The 18,134-nt window shown below is 72.6% G+C and carries 14 protein-coding genes; 6 read left to right on the forward strand and 8 right to left on the reverse strand.

The window, feature by feature from the left end:
• Positions 1–11 precede the first annotated feature (11 nt).
• Genes TPA0908_RS00360 through purS form a run of 4 tightly spaced genes read right to left on the reverse strand, consistent with a single transcriptional unit; the run spans position 12 to position 4,653 of the window.
• A complete protein-coding gene (locus tag TPA0908_RS00360) occupies positions 12–809 on the reverse strand; it encodes a 2-phosphosulfolactate phosphatase (protein ID WP_281933563.1) in 798 nt (265 codons plus the stop codon).
• Positions 772–3,657, reverse strand: coding sequence for a phosphoribosylformylglycinamidine synthase subunit PurL (gene purL, locus TPA0908_RS00365; RefSeq protein WP_281933564.1), 2,886 nt, complete (start codon positions 3,655–3,657; stop codon positions 772–774). The genes TPA0908_RS00360 and purL overlap by 38 nt, the downstream gene beginning before the upstream one ends.
• Before the next feature lie 52 nt (positions 3,658–3,709).
• The gene (gene purQ / locus TPA0908_RS00370) at positions 3,710–4,393 is read right to left on the reverse strand and encodes a phosphoribosylformylglycinamidine synthase subunit PurQ (RefSeq protein ID WP_281933566.1); all 684 of its coding nucleotides are present in this window, start codon (positions 4,391–4,393) and stop codon (positions 3,710–3,712) included.
• Positions 4,390–4,653, reverse strand: coding sequence for a phosphoribosylformylglycinamidine synthase subunit PurS (gene purS / locus TPA0908_RS00375; protein ID WP_281933568.1), 264 nt, complete (start codon positions 4,651–4,653; stop codon positions 4,390–4,392). The genes purQ and purS overlap by 4 nt, the downstream gene beginning before the upstream one ends.
• Positions 4,654–5,101: 448 nt before the next feature.
• Here purS and TPA0908_RS00380 point away from each other — a divergent pair, with 448 nt between their 5' ends.
• Together TPA0908_RS00380 and TPA0908_RS00385 are read left to right on the forward strand one after the other, a co-directional pair.
• The gene (locus TPA0908_RS00380; protein ID WP_281933570.1) at positions 5,102–5,785 is read left to right on the forward strand and encodes a S1 family peptidase; all 684 of its coding nucleotides are present in this window, start codon (positions 5,102–5,104) and stop codon (positions 5,783–5,785) included.
• Positions 5,786–5,791: 6 nt separating this feature from the next.
• Positions 5,792–6,373, forward strand: coding sequence for a YbjQ family protein (locus tag TPA0908_RS00385; protein ID WP_281933571.1), 582 nt, complete (start codon positions 5,792–5,794; stop codon positions 6,371–6,373).
• Between the two features lie 30 nt (positions 6,374–6,403).
• Here TPA0908_RS00385 and purB read toward each other — a convergent pair whose 3' ends face one another.
• Positions 6,404–7,828, reverse strand: a complete 1,425-nt coding sequence (gene purB, locus TPA0908_RS00390) for an adenylosuccinate lyase (RefSeq protein ID WP_281933574.1) — start codon at positions 7,826–7,828, stop codon at positions 6,404–6,406.
• Positions 7,829–7,990: 162 nt separating this feature from the next.
• Here purB and TPA0908_RS00395 point away from each other — a divergent pair, with 162 nt between their 5' ends.
• Positions 7,991–8,317: a Pepco domain-containing protein gene (locus TPA0908_RS00395; protein WP_281933575.1), complete on the forward strand. Its 327-nt coding sequence runs from the start codon at positions 7,991–7,993 to the stop codon at positions 8,315–8,317.
• Between the two features lie 5 nt (positions 8,318–8,322).
• Positions 8,323–13,185: a wHTH domain-containing protein gene (locus TPA0908_RS00400; RefSeq protein WP_281933577.1), complete on the forward strand. Its 4,863-nt coding sequence runs from the start codon at positions 8,323–8,325 to the stop codon at positions 13,183–13,185.
• Here TPA0908_RS00400 and TPA0908_RS00405 read toward each other — a convergent pair.
• From TPA0908_RS00405 to TPA0908_RS00415, 3 genes are all read right to left on the reverse strand, one after another.
• The gene (locus TPA0908_RS00405; protein ID WP_281933579.1) at positions 13,160–13,411 is read right to left on the reverse strand and encodes a hypothetical protein; all 252 of its coding nucleotides are present in this window, start codon (positions 13,409–13,411) and stop codon (positions 13,160–13,162) included. The genes TPA0908_RS00400 and TPA0908_RS00405 overlap by 26 nt on opposite strands.
• A gap of 43 nt (positions 13,412–13,454) precedes the next feature.
• Positions 13,455–14,216, reverse strand: coding sequence for a TNT domain-containing protein (locus tag TPA0908_RS00410; RefSeq protein ID WP_281933581.1), 762 nt, complete (start codon positions 14,214–14,216; stop codon positions 13,455–13,457).
• 108 nt (positions 14,217–14,324) lie between these two features.
• Positions 14,325–15,617, reverse strand: a complete 1,293-nt coding sequence (locus TPA0908_RS00415; RefSeq protein WP_281933583.1) for an acetyl-CoA C-acetyltransferase — start codon at positions 15,615–15,617, stop codon at positions 14,325–14,327.
• Positions 15,618–15,671: 54 nt separating this feature from the next.
• Here TPA0908_RS00415 and TPA0908_RS00420 point away from each other — a divergent pair, with 54 nt between their 5' ends.
• Positions 15,672–17,027, forward strand: coding sequence for a 3-oxoacyl-ACP reductase (locus TPA0908_RS00420; RefSeq protein WP_281933584.1), 1,356 nt, complete (start codon positions 15,672–15,674; stop codon positions 17,025–17,027).
• Positions 17,027–18,070 (forward strand): MaoC/PaaZ C-terminal domain-containing protein, encoded by a 1,044-nt coding sequence (locus TPA0908_RS00425; protein WP_281934612.1) that lies wholly within the window; start codon positions 17,027–17,029, stop codon positions 18,068–18,070. The genes TPA0908_RS00420 and TPA0908_RS00425 overlap by 1 nt, the downstream gene beginning before the upstream one ends.
• Positions 18,071–18,134: the final 64 nt, after the last annotated feature.

Genomic DNA, 18,134 nt, shown 5'->3' on the forward strand with positions numbered 1-18,134 from the left:
GGCGGAAGCTCTCAGGCGGGGGCGAAGTAACCCTGGCGGAGCACCGGCACCACGTCGGAGACACCGATCTCGGCGGCGACCTCGACATCCTCGGCGAACCCGCCCTCGGCCAGCTCCCGGCCGGAGACGCAACCCCGCACCGCCGCCGGCACGTCGGGCGTGCTGGCGAGTGCCGCCAGCGCCATGGCCGCCTCCACCGAGAGGCCACCCGGCACGCCGGCCAGGGCGTCCAGCACGCAGGCGGCCCCGAGCTGGTCCTCCACGCTGGGGCGCAGCGACCCGTCCGGCCAGCGCTCACCGGCGGCCACCACGCCCACGGCGGCGTCGTTCGTGCCGTACCCCTGGTGGCGGAGCCATCGCCCGACAGCGCGTGCGTTACGCAGGCACGCCGCCACCACCGGCATCCCGGTGGCGCTCGCCGCGGCGCTGATCGCCGAGCCGTTGGGCGACGGCAGCACCAGGTCGGCGACCACAGGTGCGGTCCGCAGCGCCGCCGGGGAGAGCGACCACGGATGCTCCGGGGTCGTCTGCCGGCGGCCCACCGCGGCGACGGCGCCGACCCGGCGGGCGTACTCGGCCGCCTGCTCGCCCCACGGGAACGGGTGCACCCGTGAGCCGCGGCTCACCGCCACCTCCACGGCGGTGGTGAACGACAGGACGTCCACCACCACCAGGACGGCGCAGACCCGGCCGAGTTCCGCCGCTCCGGTCAGGCCCCAGTCGAATCGGGCGCCGGCACCGGGCTGCGTGAAGACGCCCACGTTCGTGACCTCAGCGCTGGTCCGGCTCACCGGCAGCCGGGCGGACATCGCCCGGGGTGGAGTCGGACGGCGGCCCGGTGACCTCCGCCGGGGACGCCTCGGCCCGTGCCGTGGCCGGCCCGGCCGGCTCGTCGTCGACGCGCGCCGGAGCGGACCCGCCGGACTGCGGCTCGGCCCGCGCCGGAAGCGACCCGGACGACCCGGTGTCGCCCCGCGACGGGTCGGCGGAGTCGGTGCCGGCCGCCGTCGCGGTCGGACCGGTCGGCGGCGCGTCCCCGGCTGCGGGCGAGCCGGCTCCGGCCTCGGGCGAGACCTCCCGGGCCGGGGCGGACCCGGTGCCCGCGTCCGCCCGCGTCGGGCCGCCCGACGGCGCCGGCGCTTCCGCGTCCGGGGCCGTCCGGGCGATGGGCTCCGCGTCGACCCGGGCCGGATCCACCCCCACCGGCTGCTCGGCGGTGGCCGGCAGCACGGTGGTGGTGCCGGTACGGGTCGCCGCCACCTCCACCCGCGGCGCCTCGGCGTCGCCGAACAGGCGCGGCAGCGTCGCGCCGTGCGCCTCACGCAGCTCGTCCAGGCCGATCCGGAACTGGCCGCGCACCTCCAGCGCGCCACCGGCCGGGTCGGTCACGCCGATGTACTCCCACGGCACCCCGCGCTCGGCGCAGAGGGCGGTGAACGCCTTCTCGTGCCCGCGCGGCACCGACACCAGCACCCGGCCGGCGGACTCGCTGAACAGGAACACGAACGGCATCGAGCCGTCGGCGAAGTGCTCCGGCAGGGTGACCCGGGCACCGACGCCGCGACGCAGGCTGGACTCGACCAGGCTCTGCGCCAGGCCGCCGTCGGAGAGGTCGTGCGCCGAGCTGACGTGCCCCACCCGGGCCGCCTCGGCCAGCAGCTCGCCGAGCTGCCGCTCGCGGGCCAGGTCCACCTGCGGCGGGATGCCGCCCAGGTGCTCGTGGGTCACCCAGGCCCACTCCGAGCCGGACAGCTCGACGTGCGTCTCGCCCAGCAGGAAGAGCTGGTCGTGGTCGCCGGCCGGCCGCGGCACGAAGCCCATCGGCACCCGCGCGGCGACGTCGTCGAGGATGCCCAGCACGCCGACCACCGGGGTCGGGTGGATGGCCGCCGCGCCGGTCTGGTTGTAGAAGCTGACGTTGCCGCCGGTCACCGGGATGCCCAGCTCCAGGCAGCCGTCCGCCAGGCCGCGTACGGCCTCGGCGAACTGCCACATCACGCCCGGGTCCTCCGGCGAGCCGAAGTTGAGGCAGTTGGTCACCGCGATCGGCTTCGCGCCGGTCACCGCCACGTTCCGGTACGCCTCGGCCAGCGCCAGCTTCGTCCCGTGGTACGGGTCGAGGCGCGCGTACCGGCCGTTGCCGTCGACGGAGAGCGCGACACCGAGGCCGCTGCGCTCGTCGATCCGGATCACGCCGGAGTCCTCCGGCTGGGCGAGCACGGTGTTGCCGAGCACGTACCTGTCGTACTGCTCGGTCACCCAGGTCTTGTCGGCCAGGTTGGGCGACGCGATCATGCGCAGCACGGTCTCCCGGAGCGCGTCCGGGGTGCTCGGGCGGGGCAGCGTCTCGGCCCGGTCGGCCTGGAGCAGGATCAGGTCGGCCGGCTCCCGCATCGGACGGGCGTAGACCGGCCCGTCGTCGACGAGCGAGCCCGGCGGCACGTCCACCACGAGCTGGTCGCGCCAGGTGATGACCAGCCGGCCCGGCCGGCCGTCCGGCGACGGCGCGGTGACCTCGCCGATGGCGGTGGCCCAGACGCCCCACTTCTCGGCGGTCTTGAGCACCGCCTCCAGCTTCTCCGGCGTGACGACCAGCAGCATCCGCTCCTGGGACTCGCTGGCCAGGATCTCGTGCGGCTCCATCGAGGGCTCGCGCAGCGGCACCCGCTCCAGCCACACCCGCATGCCGGTGCCGGCGGAGGCGGCGGTCTCGGTAAGCGCGCAGGTCAGGCCGGCGCCACCGAGGTCCTGGATGCCGACGACCAGTTCGGCGTCGTACAGCTCCAGGCACGCCTCGATGAGCAGCTTCTCCATGAACGGGTCGCCCACCTGCACGGACGGGCGGCGCTGCTCGCTGCCCTCGTCGAAGGTGGCGCTGGCCAGCACCGACACGCCGCCGATGCCGTCGCGGCCGGTCCGGGCGCCCATCAGCACCACCACGTTGCCGGGGCCGGTGGCGTCCTTCTTCTGGAGCCGGTCGACCGGCAGCACGCCCAGGCAGAGCGCGTTGACCAGCGGGTTGCCCTGGTAGCAGGGGTCGAAGACCACCTCGCCGCCGATGTTGGGCAGGCCGAGGCAGTTGCCGTAGCCGCCGACGCCGGCCACCACGCCGGGCAGCACGCGGGCGGTGTCCGGGTGGTCGGCCGCGCCGAAGCGCAGCGGGTCCATCACGGCCACCGGGCGGGCGCCCATGGCGAGGATGTCGCGGACGATGCCGCCGACACCGGTCGCCGCGCCCTGGTACGGCTCGACGAAGCTCGGGTGGTTGTGCGACTCGACCTTGAAGGTCACCGCCAGCTCGTCGGAGACCCGGACCACGCCGGCGTTCTCCCCGATGCCGGCGAGCAGCCGGTCGCTCGGCGGCGCCTTCTCCCCGAACTGACGCAGGTGCACCTTGCTCGACTTGTAGGAGCAGTGCTCGCTCCACATGATCGAGTACATGGCCAGCTCGGCCTGGGTCGGCCGGCGGCCGAGGATCTGCCGGATCCGGTCGTACTCGTCGTCGCGCAGGCCGAGTTCGGCGTACGGCTGAAGCTCCTCCGGCGTGCCGGCGGCCTGCGGCACGGTGTCCACGCCCGGCGCCCAGTCGTCGGTCGGGCCGGCCTGCGGCGCCACGCCCTGCGGCTCCCGCAGGGCCGGGTCCGGATGGATGGTCATGACGTCTCCTTGCTGCGCTCGCCGTCGGGACGGCGGGTGAGCCGACCGATGGTCACGCCGGGGCTCCCACCAGGTGCTTGAGCACCGAGGTGAAGAAGCCGAGGCCGTCCAGGGAGGGACCGGTGAGCGCCTCCACCGCGTGCTCGGGATGCGGCATGATGCCGACGACGTTGCCGGCCTCGTTGGTGATCGCGGCGATGTCGCGCTGCGAACCGTTGGGGTTGCCACCGACGTACCGGGCCACGACGCGGCCCTCGGCCTCCAGCCGGTCCAGCGTGGCGGCGTCGGCGACGTAGCAGCCCTCGCCGTTCTTGACCGGGATGAGCACCTCCTGGCCCGGCTGGAACGTGTTGGTCCAGGCGGTGCCGGTGGCCTCGATCCGGAGGACCTGGTCCCGGTTGCGGAAGTGCAGGTGCTGGTTGCGGGTGAGCGCCCCGGGCAACAGATGCGCCTCGCAGAGGATCTGGAAGCCGTTGCAGATGCCCAGCACCGGCAGGCCGCCACGGGCGGCGTCCACGATCGTCTCCATCACCGGCGCGAACCGGGCGATGGCGCCACAGCGCAGGTAGTCGCCGTAGGAGAAGCCGCCGGGCAGGACGACGGCGTCCACGCCGTGCAGGTCCGGGTCGCCGTGCCAGAGCCGGACCGGCTCGGCGCCGGCGATCCGGACGGCCCGGGCCGCGTCCCCGTCGTCGAGCGAGCCGGGGAAGGTCACCACACCGACCCGGGCGGTCACGAGTGCGCGCCCGCGGTCTCGTCGGCCTCGACCACGCGGACCGTGAAGTCCTCGATGACCGGGTTGGCGAGCAGCTTGTCGGCGATCTCGCGGGCCCGGTCCAGGTCCGGTTCGCCGGTGAACTCGATCTCGATCCGCCTGCCGATCCGGACCGAGGCGACGTCACCGACGCCGAGCCGGGGCAGTGCGTTTGCGACGGCCTGGCCCTGCGGATCGAGGATCTCGGGCTTGAGCATGACGTCGACGACGACGCGAGGCACTGGGCACTCCTGACTGTGTACGCAGTTGGGTGCCGGCCCACAAACGGCCGAGCGCAGCCAGCCTACCTGGCAGATACCGCCCGACCCGCACCGGCCGGGGCCAGTTCGAGCGGTGGACGGCGGGACCCGGGAGACCGTTGCGCGTTCGTTGCGGCGTCGATACGTATTCGTTGCGCAGCGCCTCCGCCCAGAGGCCGGGGCAACGGCTCTCACCAGGCATTTCACGTCCCACCGCCGGGCGAACGGGGCCGGTTTTCCGACAGCGGGCCGGCACGCCCCGAGACATCGAGTCAATCCGATTCACGTCTTGTGACGGGACTCGCCCCGGCCGTAGCATGCATCGTCAGATGTCGATGTGAGTGATCGATGTCTCCCGCCGGCCCACCCCGCCCGGCGGGCACCGATCCGCACCCGGGGATCCCGGGTGTCGCGCAGAAGGAGCCCCGACATGCGCCTCCGTCCCCTGCTCGCGGTGCTGACCACCGCGCTCGCCGGCGTGCTGGCCACCGCATCCGGCGCCGGTGCCGCACCGGCCGGTCCGCAGCCGATCATCGGCGGCAACACCGTCTCGTCCGCGCCGTGGGCCGCGGCCGTCTTCAGCAACGGCTCGTTCACCTGCTCCGGCAGCGTGATCGCGTCCCAGTGGGTGCTCACCGCCCGGCACTGCGTCAGCGGCACCATGTCGGTACGGGTCGGCAGCGTCTACTACGCCTCGGGCGGCGTCACCCGCAGCGTGAGCGCCTCCTACACCCGCAACGACCTGGCCCTGCTCCGGCTCTCCAGCACGGTCAGCACCTCCGCGGTGTCGCTGGCCAGCAGCAACCCGCCGGTCGGCTCCACCAACTCGATCTACGGCTGGGGCATGACCTGCTACAGCGGCTGCGGCGCGTCGCCCCAGCTCAAGACCGCCAACGTCCAGGTGACCAGCACCAACGTCACCGACGCGTACGGCGGCCAGGCGATCCGGAGCACCCGGATCAACGGCAACGCGTGGCGGGGTGACTCGGGCGGCCCGCAGTTCTACAACGGCCGGCAGGTGGGCGTGGCCTCCACCGCCGACGGCTCCAGCATCCAGAACTACGGCAGCGTCGCGTACAACCGGTCCTGGATCACCTCGGTGGCCGGTGTCTGACGGTTGGTGCCGAAGCGGCGCGGATGGCCGGGAGTCGCCCCGGCCGTCCGCGCCGCGCCGTTTTGCAGCATCCGATCGGGTGCCCACGGCACCCGAACGCCTCCGCCGACGGCTGACAGCATCGAAACCGTGCTGGTCGTGACGACGGATCAACTGCCCGGCTACGAGATCCGCCAGATCCTCGGCGAAGTGGTCTCCTCGATGGCGAGGACCCGCAACCCGTACCGCGAGGGGGTCAAGAACCTGCGCGGTGGCGCCTACGACCCGATGGCCCCGGACAACCTCACCCGGTGGCGGACCGACTCGGTGGCCCGACTGGGTGAGGAGGCCCAGCGGCTCGGCGCGAACGCGGTGATCGGGATGCGTTTCGACAGCCGCGACTGCGGCGAGATGTGGATGGAGATCTGCGCCTACGGCACCGCGGTGATCGTCGTGCCGAAGATGCCCGACGTCATGCCGCCCGACCAGCCGATGATCGCCGCCGAGACGGCCCACGGCCCGGAGATCGCCAGCGCCCCCGGCGGCATCGCCGAGCCGGCCAGCGCCCCCAACCTGTCGACGGCCGCCGAAACCCCCACCGGCCCCTGACCCATCCGGTGATGCGGCGAACGGGTGGTGTCAGAGGATGGGGGGCGGCGAGTAGGCGGCGGCCTCGGGGTGGGACTGGACGATCTTGGTGACGCGGGCCACCAGGTGGGACACCTGGGTCTCGGCGGCGCCGACGAAGGCGTTGCGGTCGGCGACCAGCGCGTCGATCTCGGCCCGGGTCAGGCCGAGGCGGCCGTCGGCGGCCAGGCGGTCGAACAGGTCGTTCTCCGGCGCGCCCTGCTCCCGCATGGCCAGCGCCACGGCCACCGCGTGTTCCTTGATCACCTCGTGGGCGACCTCCCGACCGACGCCCCGCCGCACGGCGGCGACCAGGATCTTCGTGGTGGCCAGGAACGGCAGGAAGCGCTCCAGCTCCCGGTTGATCACCGCCGGGTACGGGCCGAACTCGTCAAGCACGGTCAGGAACGTCTGGAACAGGCCGTCGGCGGCGAAGAACGCGTCCGGCAGCGCCACCCGCCGCACCACGGAACAGGAGACGTCCCCCTCGTTCCACTGGTCACCGGCCAGCTCGCCGACCATCGACAGGTAACCCCGGATGATCACGGCGAAGCCGTTCACCCGCTCCGAGGAGCGGGTGTTCATCTTGTGCGGCATCGCGCTGGAGCCGACCTGCCCCGGCTTGAAGCCCTCGGTGACCAACTCCTGCCCGACCATCAGCCGGATCGTGGTGGCCAGCGACGACGGCGCGGCGGCCACCTGCGCCAGCGCGGAGAGCACGTCGAAGTCCAGCGAACGCGGGTAGACCTGCCCGACGCTGTCCAGCACCCGGGCGAACCCCAGGTGCCCGGCCACCCGGCGCTCCAGCTCGGCCACCTTGTCGGCGTCGCCGTCGAAGAGGTCGAGCTGGTCGGCGGCCGTGCCCACCGGCCCCTTGATCCCGCGCAGCGGGTAGCGGTCGATCAGGTCCGTCAGCCGCTCGTACGCGATCAGCAGCTCCTCCGCGGCGGACGCGAAGCGCTTGCCCAGCGTGGTGGCCTGCGCGGCGACGTTGTGCGACCGGCCGGTCATCACCAGGCCGGAGTATTCACCCGCGTGCCAGGCCAGCCGCGTCAGCGTGGCGACCAGCCGGTCCCGGATCAGCTCCAGCGACGCCCGGATCTGGAGCTGCTCGACGTTCTCGGTGAGGTCCCGGGAGGTCATCCCCTTGTGCACGTGCTCGTGCCCGGCGAGCGCGCTGAACTCCTCGATCCGGGCCTTCACGTCGTGCCGGGTGACCCGCTCGCGAGCGGCGATCGAAGCCAGGTCGACGTCGTCGACGACCCGCTCGTACGCCTCGACCACCCCGTCCGGCACCGGCACGCCGAGGTCCCGCTGGGCCCGGAGCACCGCCAGCCAGAGCCGGCGCTCCATCCGCACCTTCTCCTCCGGCGACCAGAGGGCGACCAGCTCGGGCGAGGCGTAACGGTTGGCGAGCACGTTCGGGATCGTCGTCACGTACCGCATTCTTTCGTACGTCCCGGAAGGCCGGCCACCAGGCCGGTCCCGGCGGCCGTTCCGGCGGGATGTCGACGATGCGACAGTCACGCTCCGGCGCGAATTCCACGGATATGCTGTCCGCCCTCCGTCAATGATCCTCGATCCGGGAAGGCGTCCCCGATGTCCCAACCCGTAACCGATGTCGACACTCTGCCCTTTCTGGTGTCCGTGGACGTGTCGGACGACCCGGACACCATGGGGTTGTTCCGCAGGGGCGAACGGGAGGTGGCGGTCCGGAACATCCCGATCGCCGTGCTCCGGGAGAGCGTCCGGCACACGGTGGCCGCGCTGCGCACGGTCTTCGACGAGGTGACCGAGGAGACCGGGCGGCTCCGGCTCGCCGAGGCGCAGTTCAGCTTCGAGGTGTCGGCCAAGGGCGGTCTCAACCTCGTCGGCACCACCGAGATCGGCTCCAAGGGCACGGTCACGCTGACCTTCCGGGAGTAGCCGTCGTGGCCGCCTTCCGCGCTCTCCTGCTCGGCGTCGCGGAGTACGACGACCCGCAGATCGTGCCGCTGCCCTTCGTCCCGAACGACATCGGTGCGCTGAGCGTGGCCCTGGAGGAGACCGGGTACCGCGTCCGAACGCTCGACGGTGGCCGGCTCAGCCGGCCGAAGATCTGCGCCGAGGTGGGCCAGTTCCTCGGTGATGCCCGCCCGAACGACAACCTGCTCGTCTATCTGAGCGGGCACGGCGCCCACACCGAGGGCGTCGACTACCTGGTGCCGTCCGAGGCCGATCTGCGGATCCCGCTGCGGGAGTCGATGGTCCCGCTCACCTACTGGGCCGGTGCGCTGGAGCGCAGCCGCGCCGGGCAGGTGCTCTTCGTGGTGGACGCCTGCCGGGAGGGGTTCGACCAGCAGTCCATGGCGGTGGAGCTACAGCGGTGGAGCACCGGGCGGATCAGCCACGTGGCGCGGCAGCGCGTCGCCTTTCTGTTCGCCTGCGGGCCCGGGGAGAAGGCCCAGTTCGTTCCCGGTACCGGAGATTCCTTCAGCATCTTCTCCCGGGCTCTCCAGCAGATCCTGGTCAACGGTCAGGCCGGCCGGACACTGGACGATCTCGTCACCGCGGTCAACGAGCAGATGCGGGAGCTGGCGGCTGTCCACGACCGGCGGCCCCAGACCGCCCTCGTCCATCCGGACGGTGCGGAGATCACCCCCTTCCCGCTGTCGTCGCGCCGGGCGACGCAACGGTCGTTCGACTGGGTGGCCCAGGCGCAGTCCCACCGGGCCTGGGACCTGGTCTCGCCATCCCTGGTCAGCGAGGAGCTACGGTCCTCCACCATCAGCCTGGTCGAGCACGTGGTGCGCCTACGCCGGGACGCCGCACGGGCGCTGACGCACGATCCGTGGCACGAGCCGGACCTCGCCACGCGCATCAGTCGTCGGGTCGAGTTCCTGGCGAACCTCCTCGCCTACCCCGGCGCGACCTCCGCCGACGAGCTGCGCCTCTCCGCGGCCGAGGCCGCGCTGCTGGTCGCCGGCCCCTATCTGTACGACACGTGGTGGGCGCTGCGCGCTGCCCGAGCCGCCCACGTCGATCCGGCCAACTGGCCCGCGCCCGAGCAGCCCGATCCCGACAGCGACTCCTACCGGCGCTTCGCGCAGAGCTTTCCGCGGCTGTGGCGCCGCCTGAACGGCCAGGCGCAGAACCCGGACGTCGCCGGGCAGATCGGCTGGTGGTTGCTGCACCGCTGGATCGCCCGGCAGTCCCTGACCCGGTCGTCCGACCGTGACGTCGCCGAGCTGATTCCGCTCGGCGTCGCGTCCCTGCACCTGTCCGCGCGGGTCTTCGAGGAGCCCCGGGTGATCGAGCTGATCAGGAGCCTGCGCGGCGGCCCGGGCTTCCTCACCCGTACCGACCGGCCCGGACGGCTCCGGAGTCGTTGCACGGTCGGCGCGGGAACCGCCGACGAACAACCGGTACGGGAGCGCCTGGTCGCCTACCTCCTGGCTGCGGGACGCGCCATGGCCATCGAGGCCGCCGCGCTGCCCGAGGTGGTCGTCGAGCACATGGGGATCAGCGATCCGGTGTCACCTGACGAACTGCACGCCTCCATCGACGCGGTGGAGTGGGAATCCCGCGGGCCGGTGCGGGTGCTGCGCACCACCTGCGCCCACCCGGCCATCGAGATCGCCCTGCGGGCCCACGTCGAGTTCTTCGACACGCTCCTGGTCGAGATCCAGGACGGCGCCGCCGAGGACACCCATCTCCAAACGCTCTCGGCCCTGCCGGCACACGCCTCGGCGGACCAGGTCCGCCCGAGCGAGGGGCCGGAGGGGCGGGCCTACCAGTCCGCCGGCGTGCGGTTCCACCTCGCCGAGGACCGGATCCAGGAACTGCTCATGGGCGAGCAGCTCTACGGCGATCCGCTCCTGGCCGTCCGGGAGCTGTACCAGAACGCGCTCGACGCGTGCCGCTACCGAGCCGCCCGGAACGAGTATCTCAGGCGTACCGGCGGGGCCGTGTCCCCGTGGGAGGGCCGGATCGACTTCGTCCAGGGCCGGGACGAGCAGGGCCGCGCCTACCTGGAGTGCTCGGACAACGGCGTGGGCATGGGGGTCCGCGAACTGACCGACGTGTTCTCGCAGGCCGGCACCCGCTTCGTCGAGACGTCCGAGTTCGTGGAGGAGCAGTCGCGGTGGGCACGCCTGGCACCGCCCATCGACTTCTTCCCGAACAGCCGCTTCGGGGTCGGCGTCCTGAGCTACTTCATGCTCGCCGACGAGATCACGGTGGAGACCTGCCGATTCGGCCAGGAGGGGCGTCGCGGCAGCCGCCTCTGGGTGTCCATCGCCGGACCGGGCAACCTGTTCCGCATCCGGGAGACCGGGTTGGGACAGGATGCCGGTACGAGGGTCCGGCTCTATCTCCGGAGCGACACCGAAAATCTCTCCAGCGCGAACTTCCTGCGGCGGCTCCTCTGGGTGGCGGAGTTCCGGACCACCGTGACACTCGACGGTGAGGCCCTGCGGTGGGAACCGCGCCGGCTGTCGTCGATCGCCCCGTTGGGTGCCGCCGAACCGCTGGAGTCGAGCGAAGACGTCGCCGTCCCGTCACGCCGGGACCCGGTCGTGATCGGCTCGGAGCCTCATCCGGTGTGGTGGTGCGATCGTTCCGGCGCAATCCTGGTGGACGGCATCTGGGTCGAGGCATCGGACATCACCGCCGTGGTCAACCTGTACGGCACGCGCGCGCCACGGCTGTCGGTCAACCGGACACAGCTGTTGGACGACGAGTCGCAGCAGGTGACCGAACTCCTCAAGAATGCGGCCGAAGCCGCCGGTGCCGCCGACAGTCCACTGTTCAACCACGCCTGGCTCTCGGAACTCGCCACCCGCGTACCGCTGGTGGCGGATGCGGTGTTCGAGTTGGCGCTGCGGGCGGGTCGGACGTCCTGGCCCGGAAGCCCGCTGGTGGACGAGCTCCGCACCGTCGGCTGCTATCCGCCCGACGCGGGAGTGCCGGTGTTCCGCCTCAACCCGCCGGCAACAACCCGCCCCGGAGGGGAAGCCGCAGATCTCACCGAACTGACCCAGCCGGACGGAATCTGGCGCCTGGTCGCATGGATCGCCGCCGGCCTCTACGGCCCCGAGCTGACGGTGGCCCACGGAGGGATCGTCCGGGCGAGACCGAGCGACTCCCTGCTCACCCGGACCGACGGCAACAGACGCTCGCTCGATCCGGCCCAGCCACTCCCGATCGGTCACCTCATCGCGAGGGCGACCAATCCCGGCCCTTCCCTTCCGGCGGTTGTCGAGCGACTCGTCGAACTGGGTTTTCCAGCGCCTCGGCACGATCTGCCCGATCTGTCGAGCCCGATCGACCGGCTGCTGCTGAGCCAAGACCTCGACGGGCGGGAGCCGTGGTTGGACCAGGCCGATGAGGTGGCGGTCCCGCACGTCATGGCAGCGGCGGTGGAGGCGGGCATCGCCGCCGACGTGGCCGCCGATCGGCTCCGCCGGCTCGGCTTCACCGTACGTGACGCTCCGACCGGTGACCTGGACATGATCGACTACGTCGTCGCGAGCGTCCGGATGAACGGCCAGCGGCCGTGGCTCCCGCCCGACCAGGCCGTCTCCGGTGGGCATGTCGTCGTCGCCGCGTTCGTGGCCGGTACCCCGGCGGAGGAGGTCGTCGGCCGGCTACGTCGGCTCGGGTACGTCGCCGTGGTCCCGCCGCCCAGCAGTCTGCCAGCCGAGGTGGAGATGAAGCTGGTCTGGGAAGCCGACGACCTGCCGAGCGCCGCACCCCGCGTACCGTCGGTCAAGCTCTCGACCGACCGCCCCGGCCCCCGGGGTCGCCGGTACGGCTCTCCCAGCTTCGACGTGATGCTGGACACGGCAGAGCCCCTACCCTCGCACGCGGTGGCCGAGGCGGCCTCCCGCAGCGAGCTGAGCCCGCGCCGGGCCGCCGAACGGCTACAGCAACTCGGTTACCGGCTCGTCGGACAGCAATTTCCCGACGCCCCGGCCGAGAACGATCTCGTGCTCCTCAGTCAGGATCTCGACGGGCGGGATCCGTGGCTGGACCCGGAGGCCACCGTCCTACCCTCCCACCTCGTGACCGCGGCGACCCGACTCGGGGTGACTCCCGCCGAGGTGGCGTCGCGGCTCGCGGAGTACGGCTTCACCATTCCGGCGGTGATGCTCCCGACCGCCGTCACTTTCACGGACGTCGGCCTGCTCAGTCGCGACCTGGACGGAGACACGCCCTGGCTGGACGGGACGAGGACCGTCCCTCCGGGCCACGTCCTGCTCGGCGCGAGACGCACCGGGCTCACCCACGCCCAGGTGCACGAACGGCTCCAGGGCTTCGGCCTCACCACCCGGCCGGACCTGCCGCCCGACGACGTCACGTCGGCGGATCTGATCATTCTCAGCGTACAGCTGGACAGTGAGCCCCCCTGGCTCGACGCGGACCTGGAGGTAGCGGTCGGCCACCTCGTTGCCGCGGCGCACCGCACCGGCCTCACCCCGGCCCGGGTCGCGGAACGGCTCCGTGCTCTCGGCCACGCGACATCCGAGCACTCACTGCCGGAGTACGTCTCGGCTGACGACCCGGTGCTCGTCAGCCGGACCCTCAACGGTCACGCTCCCTGGACGGAACCGGCCGAGCCGCTCACCCTTGAGCGCCTCGTGCTCAGCTCCGACATCACCGGGCTCAGTCCGGCGCAGGTGTCGCGGCGGCTCGTGGAGCTCGGTTTCCAGGGCTTCGACGAGTGGCACGTCGGGCCTTCGGTCGGTCTGCCCGAGGGCGCCACCGTCCGGCTTGTCCCGCCGGCGATCAGGGCGGGGACGGCCGGCCGGTGAGCGCGCGCCAGAGCCCGTCGCCCGCCTCCTCCTCGGTGTCGAAGCGCTGCCGGACGTCGTACGTCCCGCGCTCGTAGGCGCCGATCTCCCAGCCGCCGGTGCGGGCGCGGCGCAGGAACCAGAAGTCGGGCGGGACCGGCACGTGTTCGTGCACGCCCTCCAGCGCGAACGCGTCCGGGGACAGCCCGGCCGCCAGCAGCGCGGCGCGTACCTGGTGCCGGTCCACACCCGACCTCCCGTCCCGTTCCAGGATCCAGCGGGGCCTGCGCTCACACCCCGGCGGTCAGATCCTCTTCCACCAGGAAACCGTTGTCGAGCAGCCACTGCACGGTCAGCGTGGCCCCGGCCTGCGGCAGGTACGCGGGGTTAAGCTGGAACTGGGTGCCCATGCCGGGCTGGGCGAACCACGACGCGATCGGGCCGGAGTCGACCGTGAACGGCTTGACCACGCAGTAGACGTGGTAGTTGGCCAGCGGCGCGTTCGCCGGCGTGTTCAGGCTCTGCGGGGTGAGCGCGCGCGAGCTGAACGGCGTGCCGAGCGGAGAGAGGAACGCGCCACCGGTGAAGCCGAAGCGGTCGAGCCGGTAGCCGGCCAGCAGGCTCTGCGCCTGCTTGAGCGGGCGGCCGTCCGGGGCGATGACGAACCCGTTGGCCGGCGGGTAGACGTACGCCGCCGGGGTCCCGGTGGTGTACTGCGCCAGGAACTGGCTCTCGGTCAGCGCCCCGAACCGCTGGTAGCCGGCGAGCAGCGGTCCGACCGGCGAGGCGGTGGGCAGCGTGGCCGGGCCGAGCATCGGGTTGTTGTCGTAGAACTCGGTGGTCGGCGGCGCGGTGGGCGGGGTGCCCGGTCGGCAGAGGCTCTGCGTGGGTGGGGGTTGCGGCTGTTCGGACGTGTCGCCGGCCGGGGCGAGGGCGACCGTCCGGGCGGCGAGTGTGGTGGCGGCGACCGCACCGACCGGTTGGGCGGCGCCGGGTACGAGAACGAATGCCGCCCCGGAGACGAGAGCGAGCAACCAATGACGTTTTTTCACCGAGAACCTCCAGTTTGAGATGGATAAGTGCGATCCATCCTGGGAGGTTCTCGGCCCCTAACGTGAGTCTTTGTCCGTTTGGCTACCCGATCGGGGTGTTGCTCCTGTTCAGCGCTCCAGGATCGCGGTCACGCCCTGCCCACCGGCCGCGCAGATGGAGATCAGGCCGCGTCCGCTCCCCTTCCGGTCGAGCAGCTTGGCCAGCGACGCGACGATCCGGCCACCGGTGGCGGCGAACGGGTGCCCGGCGGCCAGCGAGGAGCCGTTGACGTTCAGCCTGTCCCGGTCGATCGGGCCGAGCGGCGCGTCCAGGCCGAGGCGTTCCTTGCAGAACTCCGGCGACTCCCAGGCGGCCAGGGTGGCCAGCACCTGCGAGGCGAACGCCTCGTGGATCTCGTAGAAGTCGAAGTCCTGGAGCGTGAGGCCGGCCCGCGACAGCATCCGGGGCACCGCGTACGCGGGGGCCATCAGCAGCCCTTCGTCGCCGTGCACGAAGTCGACCGCGGCCGTCTCGGACCAGGCGAACCAGGCGAGCACCGGCAGGTTGTGCGCCCGCGCCCACTCCTCCGAGGCCAGCAGCACGGTCGACGCGCCGTCGGTGAGCGGCGAGGAGTTGCCGGCGGTCATGGTCGCCCGGTCGGCGTCCGGGCCGGTGGTGCCGAAGATCGGCTTGAGCGAGCCGAGCTTCTCCAGGGAGGTGTCCGGGCGGAGGTTCTGGTCGCGGGTCAACCCCAGGTAGGGGGTGATCAGGTCGTCGAAGAACCCGTCCTCGTACGCGGCGGCGAGCCGCTGGTGCGAGCGGAGCGCCAACTCGTCCTGGGCGGCCCGGTCGATGTTCCAGCGCAGCGCGCTCCGGGCGGCGTGCTCGCCCATGGACAGCCCGGTACGCGGCTCGGCGTTACGCGGGATCTCCGGCTTGAACGGCTGGAGGGGGCGCAGCTTCGCGGCCAGCCTGAGCCGCTCGCCGAGGGTCCGGGCGGAGTTGAGCTGGATCAGTGTGCGGCGCAGGTCCTCGTTGACCGCCAGCGGCGCGTCCGAGGTGGTGTCCACGCCCCCGGCCACCCCGACGTCGATCTGCCCAAGGGCGATCTTGTTGGCGACACCGATGGCGGCCTCCAGCCCGGTGCCGCACGCCTGCTGGACGTCGTACGCCGGGGTGTGCGGGTCGAGGCGGGAGCCGAGCACCACCTCACGGGTGAGGTTGAAGTCCCGGGAGTGCTTCAGCACCGCGCCGGCAGCCACCTCGCCGAGCCGCTCGCCGGCCAGCCCGAACCGGGCGACCAGCCCGTCGAGCGCCGCGCCGAGCATGTCGGCGTTGGACGCGTGCGCGTAGCGCGAATTGGAGCGGGCGAAGGGGATGCGGTTGCCGCCGACCACCGCGACCCGCCGGACACTCTGCACGATCGGCCTCCTCGAAGCTTTTGCCCGTACCCTACTCACCAGTAGGCTACGCCCATGACCGACAGGTACGCGAGCTTCGTCCAGACGGGGGCCGGTCGCGCGCTGGTCAAGCGCCTCGGGCTGCCCGACCCACCCCGACTGCGCCGGCACACGCCGGGCGACCCGCTCGTCCCCGGGCCGGTCCTGCTCGGCTCCTCGACCGGCGGCCAGCTCACCGAGCCGGTCCGCCAACGCCTGGCCGCCGCCGGGGTCGAGCTGGCCGACCCGGCTGCCACCGCCGCCGACAGCCGCTTCGCCGCCCTGGTGTACGACGCCAGCGGCGTCACCGACTCCACCGAACTGCGCCAGCTCTACGACTTCTTCCACCCGCAGGCCCGGTCGCTGCTGCCCAGCGGTCGGGTGATCGTGCTGGGCACGCCGCCGGCCGAGTGCGACTCGCCCCGGCAGGCGACCGCCCAGCGCGCGCTGGAGGGGCTGACCCGCAGCATCGGCAAGGAGTTCGGCCGGGGCGTCACGGCCCAGCTCGTGTACGTCACCCGGCACCGCGACCCCAGTACGCCGGTGAGCCTGGAGTCCACGCTGCGCTTCCTGCTCTCCGGTCGCTCCGCGTACGTCTCGGGTCAGGTCGTCCGGGTCGGCGTCGGCAACGCCGTCGCGCCGGCCGACTGGGACCGGCCGCTGGACGGGCAGGTGGTGCTGGTCACCGGCGCGGCCCGGGGCATCGGCGCGGCGCTGGCGAAGGTGCTGGCCCGCGACGGCGCCCGGGTGGTGGCGCTGGACGTGCCGGCAGCCGGCGACGAGCTGGCCGCGGTGGCCAACGACGTCGGCGGCAGCGCCGTGCAGCTCGACCTGACCGCGCCGGACGCGCCGGCCCGGCTGGCCGAGCACCTGGCGTCCCGGCACGGTCGGGTCGACGTGGTGGTGCACAACGCGGGCATCACCCGGGACAGGACGCTCGGCCGGATGGACGCCGACCGTTGGGACTCGGTGATCGACGTGAACCTGTCCAGCCAGGAACGGATCAACGACGTGCTGCTGGAACGCGACCTGATCCCGGCCGGCGGGCGGATCGTCGCGGTCTCCTCGATCGCCGGGATCGCCGGCAACCGGGGGCAGACCAACTACGCGACCAGCAAGGCCGGCGTGATCGGTCTGGTCGACTCGCTGGCCCCGGTGCTGCGCGAGCGCGGGATCAGCCTGAACGCGGTCGCGCCCGGGTTCATCGAGACCCGGTTGACCGCGCGCATCCCGCTGACCATCCGGGAGGCGGGCCGCCGGATGAACAGCATGGCCCAGGGCGGCCTGCCGGTGGACGTGGCCGAGACGATCGGCTGGCTCTCCTGGCCGGCGACCGGCGCGGTCAGCGGCAACGTGGTCCGGGTCTGCGGCCAGAGCCTGCTGGGGGCGTGATGGCACCCCACGACCACGACCGCGAGGACCTGACCCTGCCCGACCTGATCGAGGGCCCCACCCGGGACCTCACCTCGGCCCGCGCCGCCGCGCTGGCCCGCTCCGGCGATCATGAAGTTGACGGCACTTCCGGAGATCCACGAGGCCGCCAACTTCATGATCAACCGAGCGGGGAGCCGGGCGGGCGACGTCAGGAGGCGCTGGGGCGGCTGCCGGCCACCGGCGGGCTGTACCGGCGGGCGCTGCTGGGGGCGGTGCCCGGCCTGGGCGGGCGGCGGGGGCGGGAGCTGCCGGCCGTCGAGCTGACCGTCGCCGGGGTGCCGGTGGATCCGGCACACCTGGCCGCCTACGACCGGGTCTGCGGGTTCCGGCTGGCCGACCGGCTGCCGGCCACGTACCTGCACGTGCTCGGGTTCCCGCTGTCGCTGCGGCTGATGACCGCCGCCGACTTCCCGATCCCGCTCACCGGCGTGGTGCACGTGGCCAACCGGATCACCGTGCACCGACCGGTCCGGGTCGGCGAGACGGTCGACTTCCACACGTACGCGGAGAACCTGCGCCCACACGAGCGGGGCCGGCAGCTCGACGTGGTGCTGGTCGGCTCGATCGACGACACGGAGGTGTGGCGCGGTGTGTCGACGTACCTCGGGAAGGAGCGTGCGGCCGGCGGTGGCCCGCGGCGCGACCGGGGTGACCGCCCGGCGCCGCCGGCCTCGTCGGCGCAGTGGCGGGTGACGCCGCGGGTCGGTACGGACTACGCGCGGGTCTCCGGCGACCACAACCCGATCCACACCTCGAAGCTGGGCGCGCGGCTGTTCGGCTTCCCGCGCCCGATCGCGCACGGCATGTGGAGCAAGGCGCGTTGCCTGGCCGCGTTGGAGGCCCGGCTGCCGGACGAGTACACCGTGGACGTGGCGTTCAAGCTGCCCGTGCCGCTGCCGTCCACGGTGGCGTTCCGGGCCGCCGCCGACGGCACGGGTTGGGACTTCGGGCTGCACGGCGCACGGGACGGACGACCGCACCTGGTCGGCACCGTCCGCTGAGGAGAGGGGGGCTTGCCGGCCCCCTCTCTCGTGCGTTAAGTTGTTCTCAGATTGAGTTGTTCTC

The organism is Micromonospora sp. AKA38, assembly GCF_027925725.1.
GTDB lineage: Bacteria > Actinomycetota > Actinomycetes > Mycobacteriales > Micromonosporaceae > Micromonospora.